Consider the following 23,033-nt stretch of genomic DNA (forward strand, 5'->3'; position numbering starts at 1 on the left):
CATGATCCGCTTTGAGCAAGTCAGTAAAACCTATCGTGGAGGCCATCAGGCGCTAAGCCATGTCGACTTCCACGTAGAGCCCGGTGAAATGGCTTTTTTAACGGGTCACTCCGGCGCAGGTAAAAGTACCTTGCTCAAACTCATCAGTTTAATGGAAAGACCAACCGCAGGCCGGGTGCTGATTAATGGGCACGATTTGCGAAAGATTAAGCCCTCGCAAGTGCCTTATGTGCGTCGCGATATTGGCATGATTTTTCAGGATCACCGCCTGCTGATGGATAAAACGGTGTTTGATAACGTTGCGCTGCCGCTGATTATTGAAGGTTACAGCGTTCAGGAAGCGCGCAAACGTGTTGTGGCTGCGCTTGAGAAAGTGGGTATAGCCGACAAAGTAAAACATTATCCGAAAATGCTGTCTGGTGGTGAGCAGCAACGAGTGGGTATTGCCCGCGCTATTGTTACCAAACCACCTTTACTACTGGCCGATGAGCCCACCGGTAACCTCGATCCTAAGTTGTCGATGGAAATTATCCGGCTGTTTGAAGAATTTAATAAAGTCGGTGTTGCTGTCCTCATTGCCACCCACGATTTAGGCCTTATTGCGCGCTTACGCTACCGCACTTTAACCTTAAAAGACGGGCGCATGATTAACGATGGCCTGGAGGACAGTGAACTATGAGTTTATTGTTCCGCAACCGCAGCATTGAAAAAGGTGCCAGCAATCGCGGCCGCTTACCCTGGTGGCGTCGGCTTATTATGGTTCCAGTGCATCATGCCCAGCAGGCCATTGCCAGTTTAGGCGAGTTGTGGCGTAACCCTTTTGCTTCTTTCATGACTATGGCGGTACTGGGGCTGAGTCTGACGCTGCCTTCGTCGCTTTACGTGTTAGTCAAAAATACCACCAGTATTGCTGATAACTGGCAGGAAGCCTCTGAAGTTACTTTGTTTTTAAGGAAGGATCTGCAGCAATCTGAAGTCGACACATTAAAAACTCAAACGGAACTCTCTGAAGGTGTTGAGTCAGTGCGCCTTATTCCCAAAGAGCAGGGGTTGGAAGAGTTTCAGAAAGAGTCAGGCTTTGGTGAAACACTGGATTACCTCTCGTCAAACCCGCTGCCGGATGTGCTGGTCGTTATTCCGGCTGAGTCGCATCGTTCGCCGCAGCGGGCAGAGGAATTGCTCAACCGGCTGGAAAAGCAGCGTGAAGTCGCTTACGCGAAAATGGACCTGGAATGGCTTAACCGACTGCAGGGAATTCTCAATTTAATTGAGGATATTCTCGGAGCGCTGGCCGTGGTGTTGTGTTTGTCGGTGGTGCTTATTGTCGGGAACACGATTCGGTTAAATATACTGTCCAAGCGTGACGAAATTATGGTGATGAAACTGGTTGGCGCGACTAACGCTTTTATTCAGCGTCCTTTTTTATACACCGGAGTCTGGTACGGAATTATTGGCGGACTGGTTGCCTGGTTAGCAACCGCGTTACTGATCTGGTGGGTCGAGAGTGCCGTAGTAGATTTAACTGAACTTTACGAAACGCCTTTCCAATTAAATGGTCTGACGTTAGGCGAGCTGTTGATTATATGGTTGGTCGCTGTGGGATTAGGTTTAGCAGGTTCTTACTTAGCTGTAAGACGTCATATACAAAGCATAGAACCTGAATAAAATGGGGTTGCGAAAGCCATAGGCTTAGTTATACTGAATTACCTGATCTGCAATGATCATAATGGAACTTTTAGACTCAAAAAGGGTCTTAAAAGCTGACTGAAAAAGCAGTAATTAAGTCGGTATTTTAAGTAGAGGTTGTTAAATGAGCACTGAATTAAACACTATGGCATTATCGGTTCCCCAAGGGGCAGGACTCGACGGCTATATTCAGTCAGTCAACCGTATTCCTATGCTCACCGCCGAAAAAGAAAAGGCGTTGGCAACAAGATTATACGAGAACAGTGACCTTGATGCAGCGAAAGAACTCATCATGTCGCATCTCCGCTTTGTGGTACACGTAGCTCGTAGTTATTCGGGTTATGGTCTGCCGCAAGCCGATTTAATTCAGGAAGGCAATATTGGTCTAATGAAGGCCGTGAAACGCTTTGATCCATCAGTTGGTGTGCGTCTGGTGTCTTTTGCTGTTCACTGGATAAAAGCAGAAATTCATGAATACGTGCTGCGTAACTGGCGCGTTGTTAAAGTGGCAACCACTAAGGCACAGCGTAAGTTGTTCTTTAACCTGCGTAAAATGAAAAAGCGTTTAGGTTGGTTTAGCCAGAAAGAAGTTGAAACGGTAGCTAACGAGCTGGGTGTCAGTACTAAAGAAGTGCTGGAAATGGAAACTCGCATGAGTGCCCACGACCAGGCGTTTGAACTGAGTTCAGACGACGACGACTCGAAAGAGGGCAGTGCCTATTCTCCGGCGATGTATCTGGAAGACAAGCGTTCCGACTTAGCTGCAGAAATTGAAGCGGAAGATTACGAGAGCCACACACAGCAGAAACTGCTGGGTGCAATGAGTCACTTAGACGAGCGCAGTCAGGATATCGTCCAGTCTCGTTGGTTAACGGAAGACAAAACAACGCTGCATGACCTGGCAGCAAAATACGAAGTTTCGGCAGAGCGTGTTCGCCAACTTGAACAAAACGCGATGAAGAAACTCCGTGTCGCAATGAGTTAAATGAAGTGCCGCATTGGTTGCGGTGCTTGCTGCATAGCCCCCTCAATTAGTTCTCCTATCCCCGGTATGCCTAAGGGCAAACCTGCGGGTGTGCGTTGTGTCCAACTCGATGACGATAATTTGTGTCGTTTGTTCGGGAAGCCAGAGCGGCCGAAAGTGTGTGGCGAGTTTTCTGCCGATGACTATGTCTGTGGCGAAACTCGCGAAGAGGCGCTTATTTTGCTGACGTCACTGGAAGAAGATACCCATTGCGGTTAGCCACAGTGGTTAACTCAGATACGAATACCAACTCAATACCCTGCTCTTTTAATTGTGGCAGTTGCTTTTGCAGAAAGCTCAGGGTTTCCGGATACGGATGGCCAATGCCTATGGCTTGTCCCTGACGTTTGGCTATACTCAGCAGTTGCTCAAATTGCTGCCGTAAATAGGGTTCATCAACCTGATTATCTAGAAACACATGTCTATGTGATGTCCGTACACCAAATTCTCCCGCCATTTGTTCTGCAACGCTGAACTCAGATGTCCGACTATCAATAAAAAAGAGTTTGCGCGCTGCCAGTGTTTCCATCACTGCCTGCATGGGCGTTTGCAGTTGGGTCAACTTGCTTCCCATATGATTATTCACGCCAGCAACGTAAGGTATTGAGTCCAGAGCATCAACCAGTTGCAGTTTGATCTGCACATTGTTCATACCCGCGGTAACCACTCCGGGACCCGGTCGGTTATTTTCCACGGCTTCCATTGGCATATGCAGTAATATTTGTTTTTTCTGATGATGAGCACGTAAAGCAAAAGCGCGGGCATAAGGGGTATAGGGCAGCACGGCGAAACTGATATTGCCGGGTAACAGAGCTGCTTTTAAATCGTTTTTATTATTGCCTATATCATCGATAACAATGGCTATTTTAGCGGCGCAGACTGGAGCCGCCAGACTCAGTAATAAACCGAAAGCTAGCACACATCTTAACATTAGCGTATCCAGTTACTTGGATTTTGTGGACGCCCCTGATGGCGAATTTCAAAGTAAAGTGCCGCGTTATTGCGTGAGCCAGACTGGCCCATCAGTGCAATTTCTTCGTCTTTACGCACTTTATCACCAACCGCTTTTGTTAATGTCTGGTTGTGACCATACAAGCTCATATAACTTTCACCGTGGTCAATAACGATGACTAAACCAAAGCCTCGCAGCCAGTCTGCATATACCACACGCCCGTTGGCAATAGAACGAACGGATTGCCCGTTTTGTCCTTCAATGAGTACACCTTTCCAGTTAACCGGGCCTTCGCGGCGTTGTCCGAATACACGCTTCACGTCTCCGTCACTTGGCCAGCGAAGTTGATTCTTGACTGCTTGCAGACCAACCAGGCGAACGTCCTTTTGCTGGGCCAGGGCGGTTTCAATGGCACTTAATACCTGCTCTAATTGCTCCCGGCTTTGCTCCAGCTGATTCACCCGGGACCGGTCTTTACGTTGCTGTTGTTGCAGCTCTGCTAACTTCTCTTCTTGTCGGTGTTGCTGCTGTTCCAGCTGTGCTCGTTGCTTTTCCTGTTCTTCCTGTAAGCTGGCTAGCTGGTTTTGTTGTTGTTTAAGCTGCTCTGTCAGTGTGGCAATTTCTTCCTGAGTGCGCCGAATAACCTCAATTTCTTCGACTCGGGCGGCATTCATGTATTGGTAGTAGCTCAGCATTCTTTCAAATTCGCCAGGGTCTTGTTGATTTAACAGCATTTTCAGAAAGTCGTGATTACCGTTCATATAAGCGGAAACCAGTTGATCTTCCAGTTGTGTCATCTGCTGTTTTTGTTTTTGCTTAAGCTCTTCGCGGCGTTGTTCTGAGTCAGCTATTTCTGTGTTAATTTCTTTAAGTTGGGTTTCGGTCTGACGTAAAGAACCGGCTATCTCAGAGGTTTCTATTTCCAGATCACGCAGTTGCCGTTCAGTTGAATTTAGTGCGCTGCTTCGCTCTTCTATAGCCTGCAAACGCTTAGCGAGTTCCTTTTTAACAGCTGCAATTTCGGCTTGAGTTGAGGCTTTATCGTCTTCGCTATAGTCCTGCGCTAAACCGGGGCTGATAACAACCAGCCCCAGCGCCATTGCCCAAAACAGCCTTATTGGCATAAGTTAATCCTGCTCTAAAGTCATTAACGAAGTACCGGTCATTTCGTCTGGTTGCTCCATGCCAATTAAGTGCAGTATGGTTGGGGCAACGTCAGATAAACGTCCATTTTGCGCTTTAGCCGGCCGGCCCACATAAATGAAAGGTACAAGTTCGTTAGTATGAGCGGTATGCGCCTGCCCGGTAGTGGCATCACTCATTTGCTCTGCGTTGCCATGGTCCGCCGTTATCAGACATTCACCACCAACGGCTTCTAATGCCGAAACCACTCGTCCGACACTGTGGTCAACGGCTTCACAAGCTTTAACGGCAGCATCAAAATTACCAGTATGACCAACCATGTCACCGTTCGGGTAGTTGCAAATCACTACGTCAAAGGCCTGAGACTCAATGGCTGCAACCAATTCATCGGTCAGTTGTTCTGAGCTCATTTCTGGTTGTAAATCGTAGGTTTTAACTTTAGGTGAAGGAATAAGAACACGCTTTTCGCCTTCAAATTCCTGCTCGCGTCCGCCGCTGAAAAAGAAAGTAACGTGTGCGTATTTTTCTGTCTCGGAAATGCGCAGCTGAGTTTTATCATGCTTAGCCAGCCATTCACCCAAAACATTATTCAAAGGCTCGGGTGGGAAGGCGCTGGGGGCTTCCAGGGTATCGGCATATTGGGTCAGCATAACGAATTCGCTGATGTCAGCGCGTGGCCCGCGGTCAAAACCACCAAAGTCATTATCGATGAAGGCTTGAGTCATTTCACGGGCGCGGTCAGCACGGAAATTCATAAAGAACACTGAATCGCCATTAGCAATTGGAGCAGGCTGGCCAATAACGACCGGTGTGACAAATTCATCGGTTTCACCGCGCTCATAGGCGTTATTTAATGCATCGGTAGCATTAGCCGACGTAACGCCGGAATGGCCGTGATAAACGGCTTTGTATGACTGCTCAATACGCTCCCAGCGCTTGTCTCTGTCCATGGCATAGAAGCGGCCACTTAAGGTAGCAAAACGACCTTTGCCCAAGCGTGCAAATAAAGCTTCAAAACGTTCAATGGAAGTCAGTGCCGATTTTGGTGGTGTGTCACGGCCATCCAGGAAAGCATGAAGGTAAACGTCTTCTGCGCCTTCTTCCACCGCCATTTCAATCATAGCAATAAGGTGGTCTTCATGGCTGTGAACACCACCGGCAGAGAGTAAGCCCATAATATGGACTGCGCCTTTAGCAGCTTTAGCTTTTTTCAGGGCGTCGCAAAGTACAGAGTTATTGTAAAAACTGCGATCAGAAATGGCCTTGCTAATGCGGGTAAAGTCCTGATAAACGATGCGGCCGGCGCCTAAATTAACGTGACCCACCTCGGAGTTGCCCATCTGGCCATCCGGTAAACCCACCGCATCGCCGGAGCCGTCTACCAGACAATGCGGGTACTTTTCCCATAAACGGTCCATAACCGGAGTATTCGCTTTGGCTATTGCATTATCGGGGGCATCTTCACGATAACCCCAGCCGTCCAGAATCAACAATACCAAAGGTTTAATCGTAGGAGTCATAATGGGCCTCATTGCTCGGTGTTTTCACTGATGAAATTAGTCAACATTCTACTCGATTTCCAGAGCTTACGCATCCACCCAAGATTTTTCTGGAAACTGCGATTTGTACAGGTATACTCTTGACCCGCAACTCTTTTCTGTTACCGACGAATACTGGTAGGTCTTATGCAAGAAATAATGGAATTTGTCAAAAGCAACCCGATGATGAGTGGTATCTGGGTTGTGCTGCTAGTCGCACTGATTGTGACCTCGATTCGCTCGGCTATGTCACCGACAAAAAACTTAGAACCGCAAGAGGCCACGGTATGGGTAAACCGCGGCGATGGCGTTTTTGTTGATATTCGTAGTCCGGATGAATTTAAGAAAGGGCACATTCACGGATCGGTGTCATTACCGATGGAAAAAATTAAACAAAAAGAACTTTCCTCTATTGAAAAGTTTAAAGAAGCCCCCATTGTGATAGTCTGTGCAACAGGAATGACGGCAAAATCGGCAGTTAGCCAGCTAACGGCTGAAGGGTTTACTCAAGTTGCTGTGCTGCAAGGTGGTATGAACACATGGCGCAGTGCCAAATTGCCGGTTTCGCAGAAAAAATAATAAAATTCGTCTAATACTTAAAAAAGAATAGGAAGTAAAATCATGGCTGAAGAACAGCAAGCAAACGGCGCCGCAGCTGAAAACCAACAGCAGCAAGTACAATTCGCTATCCAGCGTATCTACGCTAAAGACATTTCTTTTGAAACTCCAAGCTCTCCGGCTATTTTCCGTAAAGAATGGAAGCCTGACCTTAAATTAGACCTGAACGTTAAACACGAAAAAATTGAAGACGGTGTTTACGAAGTGGTACTGACTCTGACGGCAACCAACAAAGTTGAAGACGACGTTGCTTTCCTTTGTGAAGTACATCAGGCGGGTATTTTCACTATTGGTGAAGAAGTTCAGGAAGGCCAACTGGCGCATATGCTGGGTTCTTTCTGCCCGAACATTTTGTTCCCTTACGCTCGTGAGTGCGTTTCAAACCTTGTTAACCGTGCGACTTTCCCACAGTTGAACCTGGCTCCTGTTAACTTTGATGCGATTTTCCAGCGTCACATGCAACAGCAAGCTGAACAGGCTCAGGGTCAGCAAACTGCAGACGCGTAAGCAGATACAATAATGCAGACACCTCAGGTGACAGTATTAGGGGCGGGCTCTTACGGGACCGCCCTTGCTATTTGTTTTGCCCGTAAAGGCATTTCTACTACCTTGTGGGGGCGGGATGCCGATAAAGTTGCCGTTATGCAAACGGCTCATGAAAACGAAGAGTACCTGCCGGCGTGCCCGTTTCCCGAATCATTAAAGGTTACTGCCGACTTAGGCGAGGCCCTTAAAGACGTGAAAAACGTGGTGGTGGTGGTTCCCAGCCATTCGTTCTCATCTATGCTGAAGCAGGCAAAACCTTTGTTAGCGGAGCATGCCCGCGTTGCCTGGGCAACCAAAGGGTTAGAGCCGGACAGTGGGCGCCTTTTGTACGAAGTCGCAGAAGAAACTCTGGGCGACGAGCATCCGCTAGCGGTGTTATCTGGTCCTACTTTCGCTATTGAAATGGCCAAAGGGTTACCTACTGCCATTTCTATGTCGTCAACTGATCAGGCCTTTGTCGAAGAGCTTTCCGGGCTTCTGCATTGTGACCGCTCTTTCCGGGTTTATACCAACAACGACTTTATAGGTGTGCAGTTGGGTGGCGTGGTTAAAAATGTCATAGCTATTGGTGCTGGTATGGCCGACGGTATTGGCTTTGGTGCTAACGCCCGCACGGCACTTATTACCCGTGGGTTGGCTGAACTTACCCGGCTAGGTCTGAAGTTAGGCGCAAAAAGCGAAACCTTTACCGGTATGGCAGGTTTGGGCGATTTAATTCTGACCTGCACCGACAATCAGTCGCGTAATCGGCGTTTTGGCATGGCTTTAGGTCAGGGTAAAGGGGTAGATGAAGCACTGAAGAGTATCGGGCAGTCGGTCGAAGGCTACCGTAATACCCGTGAAGTGGTTGCTTTAGCCGCACGCAACGAAGTGGAAATGCCCATCTGTGAGCAGATATATGCGGTCCTCTATGAAGACAAAGAACCGCAACAGGCCGCCATCGACTTATTAAGCCGTGAGCGTAAAACAGAGTGATCTGTTTACAGTGATCTGTTTTACGCCTTTATTTACGCACGTACCTAGGAACTAACCAGCTGTTGCTCCATTACCTGCCATTGAGCCGAAAAATGCTCGGTCGGTAAACGCTTAAAGTTAGAGCGTACAAACTGACTGATTTTGCCATCGGCATAGCTTAGCAATAAGTTCGCCAATACCGCTTCGTCCACAATAAAGCGCTGCTGTTCGCGCATCGCTTTCTCGCGCAGTATCTGCTTAATTGAACTTTCTATACGGTTGAACAAATCTTCCATACGACCACGCAGACGGTCATGCTCACCCATTAATGCATCACCTGTCATAATACGGGTAATACCGGGGTTACGCTCGGCAAACGTTAGCAACAGCTGCAATATCGCGTGGCAACGGGAGAGAGTGTTTTTCTCCTCGTCCATAATCATATTAATACGGGTTAGCAGGGTGTCTTCAACAAACTCGATAAGCCCTTCAAACATCCGCGCTTTCGACGGAAAGTGACGATATAAAGCCGCCTCTGAAACGCCTAAATTAGCCGCCAGTTTTGCTGTAGTAATGCGCTGACCCGGGCTGGTTTCCAGCATTGCCGCTAAAGCCTGTAAAATTTCTTCACGACGGTTACGCTTTTGTTCTGCCATGACAGTAACTTTCCTTATTTGAGAGGCCAGAATGATTAGTTGCTGTAACTACGAACGACCAGAATGACCAAAACCACCTTCACCACGATCCGTCTCGTGGAACTCTTCAACAATCGACATTTGTGCCTGCACAACCGGCAAAATGACTAGTTGCGCAATACGGTCGCCGGGTTCAATGGTGTAAGCCTGACTGCTGCGGTTCCAGCATGACACTTTGAGCTCGCCCTGGTAGTCCGAGTCGATAAGACCGACCAGGTTACCCAGCACCAGACCGTGTTTATGGCCCAGTCCTGAGCGCGGTAAAATAGTGGCCGCATAATTTGAGTCGCCAATGTACATAGCAATACCGGTGCCTATTAATTGAGTTTGACCTGGTTCAATAGTTAATGGGTGATCCAGGCAGGCGCGCAGATCCATTCCGGCAGAGCCTTGGGTGGCGTATTCAGGAAGCGGAATAGACTGGCCAATACGGTCATCTAAAATCTTTACTTCGACTTGCGTCATGGAATTCTCACTTTCTTATTAATTAGCCCTGAATTAACGAGCTATAGTATTAAAATAACGTTTGGCTATCGCGTCGATAATTGCAATAGCCATATCATGCTTGCTCATTGTTGGAAGCGACTGCTCACTGTCCTTACTCAAAATAATGGCGTTATTGCTGTCGCTGTTAAAACCCAGCCCAACCTGGCTGACGTCGTTAGCGATTATCATTTGTAGTTGCTTTCGTTCCAGCTTGCGCAATGCGTTGGCTTTTAGGTTTTCAGTTTCGGCCGCAAACCCAACGGTAAAAGGCGGTTTTTCAGAGCTGGCTACCTGCTGCAGAATGTCCGGGTTTTGCACCAGTTTGAGTTGCGGTGGCTGGTTGTTTTGTTCTTTTTTGATTTTCTGCGAGGCAACCTCAGCAACGCGATAGTCCGACACGGCAGCACAGCCAATAAACACATCGCAGTTTGGCAGTTGCTGTTGTACCGCGTTGAGCATTTGTTCGGTAGTCTCTACGTCAACGCGTTGAACACCGGCGGGCGTTGGCAGTTGGGTTGGCCCCGATACTAAAATGACCTTAGCCCCTGCACGTGCAGCAGCTTCAGACAGGGCATAGCCCATTTTGCCGGAACTGTGGTTACTGATGTAACGCACGGGATCGATGGCTTCACGAGTCGGGCCTGCGGTAATTACAAAGGTTTTACCCTGCCAATCTTGTTTGGCTTCGGGGGCTTTTTTTATTAGCGCCTGCACAATTTCTGTAGGGTCACTCATGCGGCCGTAGCCGACATCACCACAGGCCTGTTCGCCACTTTCCGGGCCTATCATTTGCACACCACGGCTGAGTAGCGTTTCAATGTTTTCCAGCACCGCAGTAGCCGCCCACATTTGTTGGTTCATGGCCGGAGCAATGGCGAGCGGCGCTTTACTGGCTAAAACCAGGGTACTCAACAGGTCATCGGCAAAGCCGTGAGCAATACGGGCAATGGTGTTAGCCGAGGCCGGAGCAATAAGAACAAGATCCGCCCAGCGAGCCAGTTCAATATGGCCCATAGCGGCTTCTGCTGTGGGATCCAACAAGTCGTCGCTGACCGTAAAACCGGACACAGCTTGTAAGCTAAGTGGGGTTACAAAAGCTTTTGCACCGGCAGTCAGCACCACACGCACTTCTGCGCCCTGCTCACGCAAACGGCGCACCAGGTCAGGTGCTTTATAGGCGGCAATGCCACCGGTAATACCTAAAAGTATGTGTTTGTTCTGCAATGGTGCCATGCGAACCCCTCAGTGTTAAGTCGTGTAAAGATAACATGAGACCCCGTAACTGGGTAGATGGTCGTTATACTTCTCTCTTAAGAATTAAGGTAAGAATTAAGGAGAAAAGAATGAGCGTCAAGGAATGGCCCGTTTCGGAACGACCGAGAGAAAAACTGCAGACCCAGGGGGCAGAATACCTGAGCGACGCAGAGTTATTAGCCATTTTACTTGGTAGCGGCAGCGGAGGGCAGGACGTTGTCAGCTTCGCGCGTCGTCTGTTAAGTGACTTCGGCGGTGTAGGCGCCTTGCTAACAGCTACACCTGAGCAGCTATTGGCTTGCAACGGCATAGGCCCGGCTCGTGTGAATCAGCTGCGGGTTGTGTTGGAATTGTCACGACGCTATCTGAAATGGCAGCTGGAGCGTTCGGACGGCTTTACTGAACCCACTATGGTTAAAGACTATTTAACCTCACAACTGCGTCATCAGGGCCGCGAAATCTTTGCTATTTTACTGCTGGACAGCCAGCACCGGCTGTTACGTTACGAAGAACTGTTTCAGGGCACCATTAATGCCGCACCGGTGTATCCGCGTGAGGTAATAAAGCTGGTTATGCAGTATAATGCGGCGGCAGTTATCCTTGCACACAATCATCCATCGGGCGTTGCAGAACCCAGCCAGGCGGATCAGCGAGTTACCGAACGGGTCAAAAAAGCCTTGACTTTAATTGATGTGGCGCTATTGGATCATTTCGTGGTGGGCGCCGGCGATCCAATTTCTTTCGCAGAGCGTGGATTGTTGTAGTTTTGTACTGGCGGTTTGATTAAAAATCACGTAAAATCCGCACCGAACGATCGATAAGGATCAAATTTCCGTCGTATAAGCTTGATTAGAAGGGCAGTTTGCTGTATAAAATGCGCCCTCGGATTTATAGGCAAGGTCACGTTGGGCGACAGGCGAGCTTGCAGCAATTTTGGAGTAAAGACATGTCACAAGTATGCCAAATTACAGGTAAGCGTCCGGTAGTCGGTAACAACCGCTCGCACGCACGCAATGCGACTAAACGTCGCTTCCTGCCGAACCTACAATCGCACCGCTTTTGGGTAGAAAGCGAGAAGCGTTGGGTTAAGTTACGCATTTCTACTAAAGGTATGCGTATCATTGATAAAAACGGTATCGATACGGTATTAGCGGATCTCCGCGGCCGTGGTGTTAAGGTTTAAGGAACTAAATTATGCGCGATAAGATTCGTTTAGTATCATCTGCTGGTACAGGTTATTTTTATACCACAGACAAAAACAAACGCACCATGCCAGAAAAAATGGAGATCAAAAAATTCGATCCAGTGGTTCGTAAGCACGTGATCTTCAAAGAAGCTAAAATCAAGTAATTGGTTTAAAGCTTACAAAAAACCCAGCTTCGGCTGGGTTTTTTATTGGGTGACGTTTGAGCTTAGCGTGGAGGGTCCACAATGCCGGAAATGCTGGCATTAATACGGAACCAGCCGGTAATACTGAAGCGGTCACGCTCGGAACGTTGTACTTCATGCACAAAGCGGTCGCTTAAAAACACCACTAAACGCCCTTGTTTAGGCAGTACCGTTTCCAGCACCTGCCCTTTGTCGCCATAAATAACCAATTGCCCGCCGTCGGTTTCCTGCCATTCAGGGTTCAGGTAAAACACCGTTGTGAGCACTCGGTTGCTTCTGCCTTTAAACGCATCCAGGTGCTTCTTATAAAACGCGCCTTTAGGGTAATGCGCCAGGTGGCATTCGTAATCGAACAGGCCAAGAAAGAGCTCGCGGTTAAATTCGTGGCGTAACTCATCCATAATGCTTAGGTAGTCTTTATGATGCGGTTCTTCTGGAGTTAACCAATAAATGCGGTCGTTGCGAACCGAGGTATTGATGGTCTGGTTTTGCTGGCGGCCAATACCGGCCAGGTTCCAGTATTGCGCGGGTAATTGCCGTGCGTATTGATACAGAGCCTGCGAAGGCAGCGGCTGCAGGAAATCATCGATAATGCAGTAGCCGTGGTCAGCAACTTTGTCGATAATATCAGATAGAACCATAACGCAATAAAGCTCCGTATTTTGTTGTCGCGCGAGAATATAGGGTATTCTGTCTCCAGTAACAAGAAATACAGCACCAAGAGAATTATTTGAACCTTAGCACAAAGAGCGTAAGCCGATGAAAGTGAATGAGAAGCGAAAAATATTTGGACTGACCATGACCCGAAGAGCATGGAACAACGTTCTGGTTTACGTGATATTAATCATTATGGTGGTGTTTTGGTATGTCGCTCCGCCGGTTAAAGAAGAAGCGGATAACAGTATTGCGCAAGAGGCTGAATCGGGCGAGGTCATTGGCCTGATACCGAAAGACGGATATTTGAGAACAATACAAATTGACCAGCTGAAGTTAGCGTTAAATGATGGACAATGGCAATGCCAGGCCCCATGTCGTTTATCGGAAAAAGCGGCCGCCAGCGTTGCTGAAAACTGGTTGGCATTAACCATGGCGCCAACCGAACAGCCAGCTGAAAATTTAATAACGGACGTTTATTTTGGTTTTGTCGGGGGCGAAGAAGCGCGTATTGAGCTTTATGCAGAGCCCGAGCTGATGATCCGTATGCCAGCTCAGCAACAGAATTACCGTGTAATAGAATTTACTGCTAGTCAATTACTGGGCCATTAAGGAAGTTATCGATTTATGCCAGAGTTACCCGAAGTTGAAGTCAGCCGTTTAGGCATTTCTCCACACATTGAAGGCCGCACAATTAAGTCGGTTAAGGTTCACGATAAGCGCCTGCGCTGGCCGGTACCTGAAACTGTGCATCAGGTTGAGGGGCACGTGCTGCGTTCGGTCAGCCGCCGCTCAAAATATTTGCTCTTACAAACGGATAACGGCTGCCTGATATTGCACCTGGGTATGTCGGGTAAGCTGCGCGTGGTTCCAGCCGAAACAATGCACTACAAACATGACCATATTGATATAGAGTTCGATAACGGCCAAACCCTTCGCTTAAATGATCCGCGGCGTTTTGGTGCTTTGCTCTACAGTGACGGTGATGTGAGCGGGCATGAGCTGCTAAGCCAGCTTGGCCCAGAACCGTTAACCGACGCGTTTAATATCGACTATTTATTTGAACGCTCACGCGGGCGTTCGCAGTCGGTGAAAACCTTTCTTATGGATAATAAAGTGGTCGTGGGTGTTGGCAATATTTACGCGAACGAAGCTTTGTTTAAGGCGGGTATCAACCCGAAAAGAGCGGCCGGAAAAATCAGTAAAGTGCGCTACCAGAAACTGGTGCCGATAATAAAAGAAACACTGGCAAGCGCGATAGAACTGGGCGGCACTACCTTAAAAGATTTCACCCAGGTGGACGGTAACCCGGGCTATTTCGCGCAAAAACTTCAGGTTTACGGGCGTGGCGGTAAGCTTTGCATGGTGTGCAGTAACCGGTTGAAAGAAGTTCGTCTGGGTCAGCGCAGCACCGTGTACTGCACCCAGTGCCAGCGCTAATTTGGTTTTTAGCTATTAGTTCTTAACAACCTTCAGCAATTCACTGACAAAGCGTTCCGGCTCTGAAATAAACGGCGCGTGTGCGCTCTTGGTGAATACCACCGCTTTCGATTGCGGCGCCAGCGCAGAAATATCGTCGATAGCGCGCTCCGGAACCAGGCTGTCCAGGCGTCCGTAAAAACGGTTAAAAGGCACTTCAATGTCGGGCAGCTGCCGACGCAAATCTGCAGTTTGTAATATGGCCAAGGACTGTTTCAGCACACCCTGGTCTGGCATTGGCTTGGTAAATATCAGCTGTTTTACTTGCTTAACCTGTTCGCGCGCGTCCTCGCTGCCCATAGCCTGAATCGCTAAAAAACGTTCAATGGTCTTTTTAAAGTTGCTGTCCAGCTGCTGTTGAAACTGCTCCAGAATGGTCGGTTTAATCCCCGCCCAGCCGTTGCTTTCCACAAAGTGCGGTGAGGATGCAACGGTGGTTAGGGACTTAACCCGGTCAGAATGCGTCAGCGCAATTTGTGTCGCAATTAACCCGCCTAAAGACCACCCCAGCAAGTGAAAGCGTGGCGGCAGGGCTGGCATAATTTGTTCAATAAAACTTTCCAGTGAAACGTCATTTTCTGATGACCAGACAGAGTCACCAAAACCGGGCAGGTCGACGCAGTACAACTGAAAGTGCTCACTTAATGTCGGTACCACAGGCTGCCAAATATTTGCATTCATTCCCCAGCCATGGAGTACAACAATAGGGGTTCCTGTGCCACAGCACGTTACCGAAAGGCTCACTATACTACCTGTCTGAGTTATTAACTAAGGGGTGGTATGCTAGCGTTTTTACAGCGTTTCGCCAATGCTTTTGAACTGGGTACCTGCTGGAGTTGCGGTTATTCTAAGGTGGCCGCCGCAAGCCTTTGCTCTTATTGCGAAGAAGCACTGCCGCGTTGGTATCCGCGCTGCTGTCAGCACTTGTCCGATATTGAACAGTATTTAGTGGCGGAGCAGAAGCCGTGCCGCTACTGGCACGGCGCACTGCGCTGGGAGCCTCAGGTACAACAGCTTATTACTCAGTTTAAATTTCGCCATAAAGCCGAGCTGGCACCTTTACTGGCAAACCAGTTAGCGGCTCATTTACGTCTTTGCTACCGCGAACAGGTATTACCGGACTGCGTTGTTGCGGTGCCTATGACGCAACAAGCCTGGCGAAAAAGAGGTTTTCACCAGACTGCATTATTGGCGCGGCATGTGTCACTGGCTCTCGAGTTACCTTACATTGCGGGCGGGTTACGTAAAATACGAGCGGTGCCCATGCAGCATATGGCATCGAAGGCATTACGTTGGGAGAACAGTCGGGGCAGCCAATTCGCTTTACAGGATTTTAGCGGCTGTACGGTAGCGGTTGTGGACGACGTACTGAGTACTGGCGCCACTATGATGGCAGCAGCCGATGCGCTCTATAAAAAAGGAGCTAGAGCGGTGGATGCGTGGGCGGTTGTCTATAACCAGCACGACTAGAAACTGCAGGGCGTTTCGGTTACACTATACCCTAGTAATTTACTCAGGTATAAGCCGTGAGGTCAGTATTTATGATTCGTATTTCAGAAGCAGCGCAGTCCCACTTTCAGAAGCTATTAGCCGATCAGCCCGACGGCACATGTATTCGTGTGTTTGTGGTGAACCCGGGTATGGCGAATGCAGAGTGTGGTGTTTCTTATTGCCCACCGGATTCGGTCGAACCGGACGACGAGCGTCTGCCGTTTAATGGTTTTGACGCCGTAGTGGATTCAGGCAGTGCGCCTTTTTTAGAAGACGCCGCTATTGATTTTGAAGAGCAGGAAATGGGGTCTCAGTTAACCCTGAAAGCTCCGAATGCTAAAGCACGTAAAGTTGCCGACGACGCACCGCTAATAGAGCGGGTAGAATATGTGATTCAGGCGGAGATTAATCCTCAGCTTGCCAACCACGGTGGTCAGGTGATGGTGTCAGAAATTACTGATGACGGCGTTGCTATTCTGCAATTCGGCGGTGGCTGTAATGGTTGCAGTATGATTGACGTAACCCTGAAAAACGGCATTGAAAAAGAGTTGCTTGAGCGTTTCCCGGAAGAAGTAAAAGGCGTGCGTGATATCACTGATCATGAGCCCGGAGAACACTCTTACTATTAATCGTAGCTTTCAGTTAATAAGTTCCGGAAAAGTATTTAAGCCAAATTGCCTGGGTAATACCACGCATGAGTAAAAAGCCGCTGAGAGCTAACCACAAGCCGTGGTTCTCCAGCGGCAATCCCGCCCACCATAAAGGCAGAAAGCCAATTAAAGCGCTTAATATCATCGTATTACGCATTCCACGGCTGAACGACAAACCAATGAAAACACCGTCGAACCAATAGCTCCAGTGAGCGATAAGTGGCAACACTACTATCCATGGCAGGTAGTTTTCGGCAACCCGGATAATTTCAGGAATATCGGTAATAAGGCGAATAATTGCACTGCCGGCCAGGGCGAAAACTAACGCATAAACCACAGCAAAGAGTGACGACCAGAGCAAAGTAATTTTGCACCAATAACGGATTTTATCGTAACGCCTCTGACCTTTAGCTTCGCCGGCCAGCGCTTCTACAGAATAAGCAATGCCGTCAAGTCCCAGCGATATCAGCATAAGGAATTGCATTAATACGGCGTTAACCGCCACCATAGTGCTGCCATAGCGAGTGGCGTAGCCGGTCATGGTTGCCATACACAGTTGCAGTATCAGACTGCGTATAAAAATATTACCGTTAACGCCTAAAAACTGACGCAGCTGCTGAAACTTGAGCTGCCAGTGGCGTAAGTGCCAGCCCAGCGCGCGGGCGGTCCAGTAGAAGCCGACAATAGCGGTCACCCACTCAGCACTAAGCGAGGCCCAGGCGGCGCCTTTTACATTCAGTCCAAAGCCAAGAATGAGTATCACATCCATAACCACATTCACGGCGTTGGTAATTATCACCAGAAGCATGGCTTTGCGGCTGTTTTGGCGGCCTAATAATACCCCCAGAGCGACGAGCGTTATGAGAGAGGCGGGTGCCGACCATAAGCGTATTTCGATGTAATCACGGGCGTAGCCCTCGAGCTCGGCGGAAGGGGCGATAACCCACATGGCTAAGTCATTTATTAAAGGACTGCTAACCGCTATTAAGACACCTAAACCCAGCGCAATAATAATGCCGTTATTAAAGTGCTGGCGCTGAGCATGTATGTCATCGGCACCGTACGACTGAGCTATGTAACCGGTTGTGGCCATGCGCAGAAACACCGCCAGCAGATAAATGAAACTGACCACCATGGCACCAACGGCAACGGCGGATAAGTAGATAGCATCGGGTAAATGCCCTATGATGGCTGTATCGACCAAACCGAGAAGAGGCGCAGCAATATTGGAAATGATCATTGGCAGGGCAATCGCAAAAACGCGGCTGTGATCAGACAATGAAAATCCAAACAGCTTGTGCATAACTATCCTTAAGTAAACTCGGTTAATAACGGCTTTTATACTTTATCAGGAGTCAGTATGAATATGTTGAACAAAATGACGTTGAGTGCCGCATCAGCCTTATTGCTGGGCTGCTCACCCATAGCTCAGGCAGGCAGCGCCGACAGTGTGGTGGTATTGCAGTATCACCACGTCAGTGACTCAACTCCGGCGGTAACGTCAATTGACCCTGAAACGTTTCGTGAGCATCTGCAGTATCTGCAGGACAATAACTTTAACGTTATTGATATTACTGACGCTCGTGATGCCATTGAAAAAGGAGAAGAGCTTCCTGAGAAAGCGGTCGTTATAACCTTCGACGATGGCTACCAAAACGTCTATGAAAACGCTGTAGAGGTTCTGGAAGAGTTTGAAATGCCTTATACGGTGTTCGTTAACCCTGAACTTATGCGTAAGCACAGCGGTCATTACATGGGCTGGGAAGAGCTTAAAGAGATTCAGCAGAACGGGGCGACTATTGCTAACCACGGGCAGACGCACGCACACCTTATTCGCAAGCAAGAAGGTGAAAGCGATGAGGAGTGGCAGGAACGCATGCGTTACGACGTTATTACCGCACAAGAAGCCATTGATGAAAATTTAGGCGAACAGCAGAAGTACTTTGCCTACCCTTACGGAGAGTATAACAACGAGTTGCGGGCGTTACTGGATGAATGGGGCTTCCTGGCCTTTGCTCAGCACTCGGGCCCATGGTCTAAATGGAGTGAAGATACGATTATTACGCGTTTTCCTGCGTCGGGTATCTATGCGAATTTAAATACGTTGAAAGCCAAGTTGAATTCGAAAGCCATGCCTGTAAGTGCTTACCAACCGGAAGAGCCTTTAATCGCGAATGAAAATACGCGCCCAACGATTAGTGTGACACTGGAAGCGGGCGAAACACTAGAGGATATGCGTACCGATGCGTTGCAGTGCTTTGCTGGTGGTTCAGTCTTAAAGCCTGAATGGGAAAGCGATACTCAGTTTAGTGTGACGCTTGAAAAGGACATTAACATTGGGCGCTCACGCGTCAATTGCACGGCACCCAGCGCATCAGAGTCTCGTTACTATTGGTATTCCGTAGCGCTAATCCGTCCTGACGAAACAGGTAGCTGGCCTGACTAATCGGCAATAATGGCAAAATCTTTTGCCAGCTGCTCCATGTCGACTACCGGTATTTCTCCGCGTTGGTGGTCGGCATTAAATATCGCTTTGCGGTGACCGTGAGGATTAACCAGAATAATAGCGGCGCTGTGGTTCACCAGATAATTTTCCTCGCCTTCATCGGGAATAGAATACATTAAGCCTAAATCGCGGACGAAAGGGAACAGTTCTTTGTGCTCCGCGCGCACACCGACAAAATCGTCACCAAAATAGTTAACGTATTGAGTTAAACGTTCAATGTCATCGCGTTGAGGGTCAACTGAAATCATCCAGACTTTAACCGGATCGGAGGTTTCTTCCTGTAACGCCGGAAGCACACCTTTTAAGTCGGACATGGTGGTTGGACAGATATCGGGACAGAAGGTATAACCGGTAAAGAGCAAGGTCCATTGCCCTTTCAATGAATCGTTTTCAATAGCGCCGTCGGCTGTGCTGTTTAACTTAAACGATTTTAAGGCACGAGGGGGCTCGTATATTAAAGCCTCCGGCTTTTCTTCCGGCCAAAAATTGTAAACCGCGAATCCGGCTGCAAGGGCGACAAGCGCCGCCAGCAGCGTAACGATACGACTCATTTCTTACTCCAGTTATACGTAGTGATCGACCAGTAAAATCACAAACAGCAGCATGAGGTGCCAGATAGAGAAGGCAAACATGTTAAAGGCTGTTTTCTTGCTGGGCGCGTATTTCAACTTCCAGGCATAAGCCAGAAAAATAGCGTTAAGTACACTGACGCCGACCAGATAAATCATGCCTGTCATGCCAATTAAAAACGGCATAAGGCAAACCACGGTCAACAAAACGGTATACAGAAAAATACAGGTTTTGGTGAATTCAATACCGTGGGTTACCGGCAGCATTGGCACTTTGGCACGGGCATAATCTTTAGCGCGGTGCACCGCAAGTGCCCAGAAGTGGGGCGGAGTCCAGGTGAATATGATCATCACCAACAGCACCGCCGGCGCGTTAATTTCGTTGGTCACCGAGGTCCAGCCCAGTAACGGCGGTGCAGCTCCGGCTAAACCACCAATAACAATGTTCTGCGGCGTAGCGCGTTTTAAGAACATTGTATAAACCACAGCGTAACCCACCATACTGGCAAAGGTTAACCAGGCAGTTAATGGATTAACCCAGGCATACAGGGTAACAAAACCAATAGCACCAATGGATGCGGCAAAAACGGTGACTTTTGTCGGTGACAAATTTCCCTGAGGCAGCGGACGCCGAAGTGTACGCGCCATTTTCGCGTCAATATGGCGGTCAACCAAGTGGTTAATGGCTGCTGCTGCGGCAGACATGAGTCCAATACCTGTTAGCGCCGGCACCAGCACACTCAGCGATACCAATTCTTCCGTGGCCAGACACATGCCAACCACGGCGGTGAGTAACAGTAAAGCGACGACGCGGGGCTTGGTCAGTTCAAGGTAGTCCCGCCAATGAGCGTTGCGCGTTTTTGTTATAGTATTTGTGGCAACGGATTGCATAGTTTCAACTCCTCTACGCTTTTCTGGACAGGTTGTAATTCAACGCGACCAGCGACAGCAACAACAAAGCCCCTACGGCATTATGTGCCACTGCATTCCAAAGCGGTAATTGAAAGACTACGTTACTAATACCCAGCAGAATTTGCAAAGATAATAACAAGCCGATAACAATTAATGAGCGCCGGAAGAAATGCGACTTCGCTTTTCGCCAGCATTTAAAGAGTAGAGCACAAATTACTAAAAAAGTAATAATAGCGCCCACCCTGTGCATTACGTGCATGGTCATACGGTCGTTGTAGTCATGGGCACCGTATTGATAGGTGTCGGCCTCGGGTATGCTGAAGGCTCCGGCAAAGTCCAGTTGTGCCGTCCAGTTACCTTCGCAGAAAGGGAGTTCCGTGCAGGCTACGGCGGCATAGTTTGCAGCAACCCAACCACCTAAGGCTATTTGACCAATAACCACCAGTAGCGTAAAAAATGCCAAACCCCGATAGCGCCTTAATTCCGGGTCACCACCGGCGAGCCGGAATGATGACAGCCGCAGCGATAGCAGGTATAGCAGCGATATAACCGAAAAGCCGCCCAGCAAATGCCCCATAACTATCAGCGGTTGCAGGTTCATGGTGACTGTCCACATACCCAGAGCCGCCTGAAAAATCACTAACCCCAGAAGTAAAGTTGGCAACTTAACCGGAGTAGGGTAATGACTGTAACGACGGCTTTTAACCCAGGCAATAATGGCAATGGCCAGTATTAATAATCCCAGAGTGCCGGCAAAGTAGCGGTGCACCATTTCGTTCCAGGCTTTGGCGTGTTCCACAGGCGCATCCGGGAACCTGAGCTCCGCCTGCTGAATCTGCTCTGATTGCGAAGGAACGCCCAGAAAGCCGTAGCAGCCCGGCCAGTCCGGACAACCCAGGCCGGCTTCAGTGAGCCGGGTAAAAGCACCAAGAACAATAACGATAAAAGCAAAAAAGACACTAATTTTTACCAGTAAACGCATGTCATTTCCCTACCCAATTCTGGACAATTTAAGCAGCTTACGAAGATCCGCCAACACGTTTTTACCTTCAGCAATCATTTGCTTTTTGTCTTCATGAGTTGGGTAATACAGCATAACGTTGTGCATCGGGTCGATAATAAATACGGTATTTTCGGGCAGTTCGGAGAGTTGCGAAATCAGTTCTGGCGTCACTAATTGGGTAATATGCGGAGCGCTATGGTTAAAATCGGCCTGCAGACTCTCGTTTTGGTGTAGAACCACTGGTGTGAGGCGGTCAGTATCCTTACCAATAGCGACATCTACTTGATTCATAACGTACAAGGTATTCTCACAGGAGGTTTCACAGTTCTCCGGGGCGATATAACCCAGTTGCCAGCCCTCCGGTAGTTGGTCGGTCTTTTGTTCGAGCGTGATAGGCGGCTGCAGCAGGGTACCTTTGTTTGTGCCCGCCTCGTACCAATTCTGCGACAGAATTAACCAAGCCGCTAATAAAGGGACAATAAAGGCAACGAAAACAATAATCATGGAACGGCGAGAGCGATTCAGGGAGCTCATCGGGTCTCCTCTTTTTTTGGTTGTTTATTCAGTTTTATAACAGCGAATACAAAAATCACCAAGCACGCAATGGCCAGCGAAAACCACTGAAGCGCGTAGCCTTGATGTTTTTCGGGCGACATTACCTGGGGCTGCCAGTTACGTTGCCAGCCTATGGTGTCTGGTGATTTCAATAAAAAGGTGTAGTGAGTTAACGGAATATCGAGTTTTTGACTAATGGCATTAGGCTGAAACTCTTGTACTCGTATTCGGTTGTCAGCTAACTCGGTTTCATAGGTATTACTGACAAATTTATTATTCGAAGGGAAGTACAGATAACCCGTAAGGTTCTGTCTACCCTCGGCAATATCAATTTGGGGTAGTTCCTGTCGGGATGCCGGAGCCGGTAACCAGCCCATATTAACAGGAATATAATTGTCGGGGTTGGCGTCAGGACGGAACAACGCAATCACCTGGTAGCCGACAATGCCATCGGTCATTTTATTATCGAGAAAAAAGACCGGTTGTCTAACAAATTCGCCTCTCATCTTAACGAAAAGAAAGCGATCAGACTCAGAAGATATTGTTCCTAACTGAGACAGAGCAGCTGCGTCCCCTTTCAATTGTTGCTGTTCGTAATCGGAAAATAGCTTACGTTTTTCTTCTGCGCGATCTAATTGCCAAAAACCCAGCTTGACCAACACCGCAATTGCCAGCAGAGTAACTAACGTAGCGATAAGAGGAAAACGTATGTTGGTCTTTTTTAAAATCATTATTGTACTGCTGCTTGGTTATATGGTGGTGAATCTTTTCCGCGCATTATTCAGCATGCTGCGTAACGATCCGAATAAACCACCCATGTCCCATTACTTAGGGAAACGGGTGGGAGTGGCCGCCGTTATCCTTGTGATACTGATAGCGGCGACGGCTAGTGGCTTTTTACCTTTAAACCCACGCCCCTATTAAACGGG

30 protein-coding genes are annotated in these 23,033 nt (G+C 48.5%); 16 read left to right on the forward strand and 14 right to left on the reverse strand.

What is annotated here, in order from left to right:
* The first annotated feature begins 1 nt into the window (after position 1).
* The 4 genes from ftsE (at position 2) to Q5L94_RS09290 (ending at position 2,929) form a co-directional block, all read left to right on the forward strand.
* On the forward strand, positions 2-679 hold the full coding sequence (ftsE, locus tag Q5L94_RS09275) for a cell division ATP-binding protein FtsE (RefSeq protein ID WP_011233490.1): 678 nt from the start codon (positions 2-4) through the stop codon (positions 677-679).
* Positions 676-1,665: a permease-like cell division protein FtsX gene (ftsX, locus tag Q5L94_RS09280; RefSeq protein WP_317498160.1), complete on the forward strand. Its 990-nt coding sequence runs from the start codon at positions 676-678 to the stop codon at positions 1,663-1,665. The genes ftsE and ftsX overlap by 4 nt, the downstream gene beginning before the upstream one ends.
* 145 nt (positions 1,666-1,810) lie before the next feature.
* Positions 1,811-2,671, forward strand: coding sequence for an RNA polymerase sigma factor RpoH (gene rpoH / locus Q5L94_RS09285; protein ID WP_317498161.1), 861 nt, complete (start codon positions 1,811-1,813; stop codon positions 2,669-2,671).
* On the forward strand, positions 2,672-2,929 hold the full coding sequence (locus tag Q5L94_RS09290; protein WP_317498162.1) for a YkgJ family cysteine cluster protein: 258 nt from the start codon (positions 2,672-2,674) through the stop codon (positions 2,927-2,929). It abuts the gene before it with no gap.
* Here the strand turns inward: Q5L94_RS09290 and Q5L94_RS09295 are convergent.
* The 3 genes from Q5L94_RS09295 to gpmI are packed head-to-tail and all read right to left on the reverse strand — an operon-like array spanning position 2,886 to position 6,325.
* Positions 2,886-3,641, reverse strand: coding sequence for a divergent polysaccharide deacetylase family protein (locus Q5L94_RS09295; protein WP_317498163.1), 756 nt, complete (start codon positions 3,639-3,641; stop codon positions 2,886-2,888). The two genes, Q5L94_RS09290 and Q5L94_RS09295, sit on opposite strands and share 44 nt — an antisense overlap.
* Positions 3,641-4,786 carry a murein hydrolase activator EnvC family protein gene (locus Q5L94_RS09300; RefSeq protein WP_317498164.1) on the reverse strand — a complete coding sequence of 382 codons (1,146 nt, stop codon included), beginning with the start codon at positions 4,784-4,786 and terminating at the stop codon, positions 3,641-3,643. Before Q5L94_RS09300 ends, Q5L94_RS09295 begins: the two co-directional genes overlap by 1 nt.
* Positions 4,787-4,789: 3 nt before the next feature.
* Positions 4,790-6,325 (reverse strand): 2,3-bisphosphoglycerate-independent phosphoglycerate mutase, encoded by a 1,536-nt coding sequence (gene gpmI, locus Q5L94_RS09305; RefSeq protein WP_317498165.1) that lies wholly within the window; start codon positions 6,323-6,325, stop codon positions 4,790-4,792.
* Between the two features lie 165 nt (positions 6,326-6,490).
* On the opposite strand from gpmI, the gene Q5L94_RS09310 reads away from it, so the two are divergent.
* Genes Q5L94_RS09310 through gpsA form a run of 3 tightly spaced genes read left to right on the forward strand, consistent with a single transcriptional unit; the run spans position 6,491 to position 8,482 of the window.
* Positions 6,491-6,922 carry a rhodanese-like domain-containing protein gene (locus tag Q5L94_RS09310; RefSeq protein ID WP_110013027.1) on the forward strand — a complete coding sequence of 144 codons (432 nt, stop codon included), beginning with the start codon at positions 6,491-6,493 and terminating at the stop codon, positions 6,920-6,922.
* Between the two features lie 42 nt (positions 6,923-6,964).
* Entirely contained in the window at positions 6,965-7,468 is a 504-nt protein-coding gene (secB, locus tag Q5L94_RS09315; RefSeq protein WP_317498166.1) for a protein-export chaperone SecB, read from the forward strand.
* 12 nt (positions 7,469-7,480) lie between these two features.
* The gene (gene gpsA, locus Q5L94_RS09320; RefSeq protein ID WP_317498167.1) at positions 7,481-8,482 is read left to right on the forward strand and encodes an NAD(P)H-dependent glycerol-3-phosphate dehydrogenase; all 1,002 of its coding nucleotides are present in this window, start codon (positions 7,481-7,483) and stop codon (positions 8,480-8,482) included.
* Positions 8,483-8,526: 44 nt separating this feature from the next.
* Here the strand turns inward: gpsA and slmA are convergent, their stop codons facing one another.
* From slmA to coaBC, 3 genes are read right to left on the reverse strand one after another with little or no spacing between them, the layout of a single operon-like run.
* On the reverse strand, positions 8,527-9,117 hold the full coding sequence (gene slmA, locus Q5L94_RS09325; RefSeq protein ID WP_317498168.1) for a nucleoid occlusion factor SlmA: 591 nt from the start codon (positions 9,115-9,117) through the stop codon (positions 8,527-8,529).
* Positions 9,118-9,165: 48 nt separating this feature from the next.
* Positions 9,166-9,621, reverse strand: coding sequence for a dUTP diphosphatase (dut, locus tag Q5L94_RS09330; RefSeq protein WP_317498169.1), 456 nt, complete (start codon positions 9,619-9,621; stop codon positions 9,166-9,168).
* A 33-nt stretch (positions 9,622-9,654) separates the two neighbouring features.
* On the reverse strand, positions 9,655-10,875 hold the full coding sequence (gene coaBC, locus Q5L94_RS09335) for a bifunctional phosphopantothenoylcysteine decarboxylase/phosphopantothenate--cysteine ligase CoaBC (RefSeq protein ID WP_317498170.1): 1,221 nt from the start codon (positions 10,873-10,875) through the stop codon (positions 9,655-9,657).
* Between the two features lie 110 nt (positions 10,876-10,985).
* Between coaBC and radC the strand changes: the two genes are divergently transcribed.
* The 3 genes from radC to rpmG all read left to right on the forward strand — a co-directional run bounded on the left by radC (position 10,986) and on the right by rpmG (position 12,246).
* Positions 10,986-11,660, forward strand: coding sequence for a RadC family protein (gene radC / locus Q5L94_RS09340; RefSeq protein WP_317498171.1), 675 nt, complete (start codon positions 10,986-10,988; stop codon positions 11,658-11,660).
* A 182-nt stretch (positions 11,661-11,842) separates the two neighbouring features.
* Complete coding sequence (gene rpmB / locus Q5L94_RS09345) at positions 11,843-12,079, forward strand: 50S ribosomal protein L28 (protein WP_126781196.1); 237 nt, start codon at positions 11,843-11,845, stop codon at positions 12,077-12,079.
* 11 nt (positions 12,080-12,090) lie between these two features.
* Positions 12,091-12,246: a 50S ribosomal protein L33 gene (gene rpmG / locus Q5L94_RS09350; protein ID WP_006953863.1), complete on the forward strand. Its 156-nt coding sequence runs from the start codon at positions 12,091-12,093 to the stop codon at positions 12,244-12,246.
* 62 nt (positions 12,247-12,308) lie between these two features.
* Here the strand turns inward: rpmG and Q5L94_RS09355 are convergent, their stop codons facing one another.
* On the reverse strand, positions 12,309-12,926 hold the full coding sequence (locus tag Q5L94_RS09355) for a 2OG-Fe(II) oxygenase (RefSeq protein ID WP_317498172.1): 618 nt from the start codon (positions 12,924-12,926) through the stop codon (positions 12,309-12,311).
* Between the two features lie 118 nt (positions 12,927-13,044).
* Between Q5L94_RS09355 and Q5L94_RS09360 the strand changes: the two genes are divergently transcribed.
* Both Q5L94_RS09360 and mutM read left to right on the forward strand, forming a co-directional pair.
* The gene (locus tag Q5L94_RS09360) at positions 13,045-13,551 is read left to right on the forward strand and encodes a hypothetical protein (protein ID WP_317498173.1); all 507 of its coding nucleotides are present in this window, start codon (positions 13,045-13,047) and stop codon (positions 13,549-13,551) included.
* Between the two features lie 15 nt (positions 13,552-13,566).
* On the forward strand, positions 13,567-14,379 hold the full coding sequence (mutM, locus tag Q5L94_RS09365; protein ID WP_317498174.1) for a bifunctional DNA-formamidopyrimidine glycosylase/DNA-(apurinic or apyrimidinic site) lyase: 813 nt from the start codon (positions 13,567-13,569) through the stop codon (positions 14,377-14,379).
* Between the two features lie 15 nt (positions 14,380-14,394).
* On the opposite strand, the gene bioH is transcribed toward mutM, so the two are convergent.
* Entirely contained in the window at positions 14,395-15,162 is a 768-nt protein-coding gene (bioH, locus tag Q5L94_RS09370) for a pimeloyl-ACP methyl ester esterase BioH (protein WP_317498175.1), read from the reverse strand.
* Positions 15,163-15,198: 36 nt separating this feature from the next.
* Here bioH and Q5L94_RS09375 point away from each other — a divergent pair, with 36 nt between their 5' ends.
* Positions 15,199-15,888, forward strand: coding sequence for a ComF family protein (locus tag Q5L94_RS09375; RefSeq protein ID WP_317498176.1), 690 nt, complete (start codon positions 15,199-15,201; stop codon positions 15,886-15,888).
* Positions 15,889-15,959: 71 nt separating this feature from the next.
* Complete coding sequence (nfuA, locus tag Q5L94_RS09380) at positions 15,960-16,538, forward strand: Fe-S biogenesis protein NfuA (RefSeq protein WP_317498177.1); 579 nt, start codon at positions 15,960-15,962, stop codon at positions 16,536-16,538.
* Positions 16,539-16,551: 13 nt separating this feature from the next.
* Here the strand turns inward: nfuA and Q5L94_RS09385 are convergent, their stop codons facing one another.
* A complete protein-coding gene (locus Q5L94_RS09385; RefSeq protein ID WP_317498178.1) occupies positions 16,552-17,862 on the reverse strand; it encodes an MATE family efflux transporter in 1,311 nt (436 codons plus the stop codon).
* 57 nt (positions 17,863-17,919) lie between these two features.
* On the opposite strand from Q5L94_RS09385, the gene Q5L94_RS09390 reads away from it, so the two are divergent.
* Entirely contained in the window at positions 17,920-19,005 is a 1,086-nt protein-coding gene (locus Q5L94_RS09390) for a polysaccharide deacetylase family protein (protein ID WP_317498179.1), read from the forward strand.
* Here Q5L94_RS09390 and Q5L94_RS09395 read toward each other — a convergent pair.
* Genes Q5L94_RS09395 through Q5L94_RS09415 form a run of 5 tightly spaced genes read right to left on the reverse strand, consistent with a single transcriptional unit; the run spans position 19,002 to position 22,835 of the window.
* Complete coding sequence (locus Q5L94_RS09395) at positions 19,002-19,616, reverse strand: SCO family protein (protein ID WP_317498180.1); 615 nt, start codon at positions 19,614-19,616, stop codon at positions 19,002-19,004. The genes Q5L94_RS09390 and Q5L94_RS09395 overlap by 4 nt on opposite strands.
* A gap of 12 nt (positions 19,617-19,628) precedes the next feature.
* Complete coding sequence (gene cyoE, locus Q5L94_RS09400; protein WP_317498181.1) at positions 19,629-20,525, reverse strand: heme o synthase; 897 nt, start codon at positions 20,523-20,525, stop codon at positions 19,629-19,631.
* Positions 20,526-20,538: 13 nt separating this feature from the next.
* Entirely contained in the window at positions 20,539-21,528 is a 990-nt protein-coding gene (locus Q5L94_RS09405) for a COX15/CtaA family protein (protein WP_317498182.1), read from the reverse strand.
* A gap of 9 nt (positions 21,529-21,537) precedes the next feature.
* Positions 21,538-22,083, reverse strand: a complete 546-nt coding sequence (locus Q5L94_RS09410; protein WP_317498183.1) for a hypothetical protein — start codon at positions 22,081-22,083, stop codon at positions 21,538-21,540.
* Complete coding sequence (locus Q5L94_RS09415) at positions 22,080-22,835, reverse strand: SURF1 family protein (RefSeq protein ID WP_317498184.1); 756 nt, start codon at positions 22,833-22,835, stop codon at positions 22,080-22,082. Before Q5L94_RS09415 ends, Q5L94_RS09410 begins: the two co-directional genes overlap by 4 nt.
* On the opposite strand from Q5L94_RS09415, the gene Q5L94_RS09420 reads away from it, so the two are divergent.
* Positions 22,813-23,028 (forward strand): DUF2909 domain-containing protein, encoded by a 216-nt coding sequence (locus Q5L94_RS09420; protein WP_253616902.1) that lies wholly within the window; start codon positions 22,813-22,815, stop codon positions 23,026-23,028. The two genes, Q5L94_RS09415 and Q5L94_RS09420, sit on opposite strands and share 23 nt — an antisense overlap.
* Positions 23,029-23,033 lie beyond the last annotated feature (5 nt).

This window comes from Idiomarina sp. Sol25, from assembly GCF_033052775.1.
Lineage (GTDB): Bacteria > Pseudomonadota > Gammaproteobacteria > Enterobacterales > Alteromonadaceae > Idiomarina.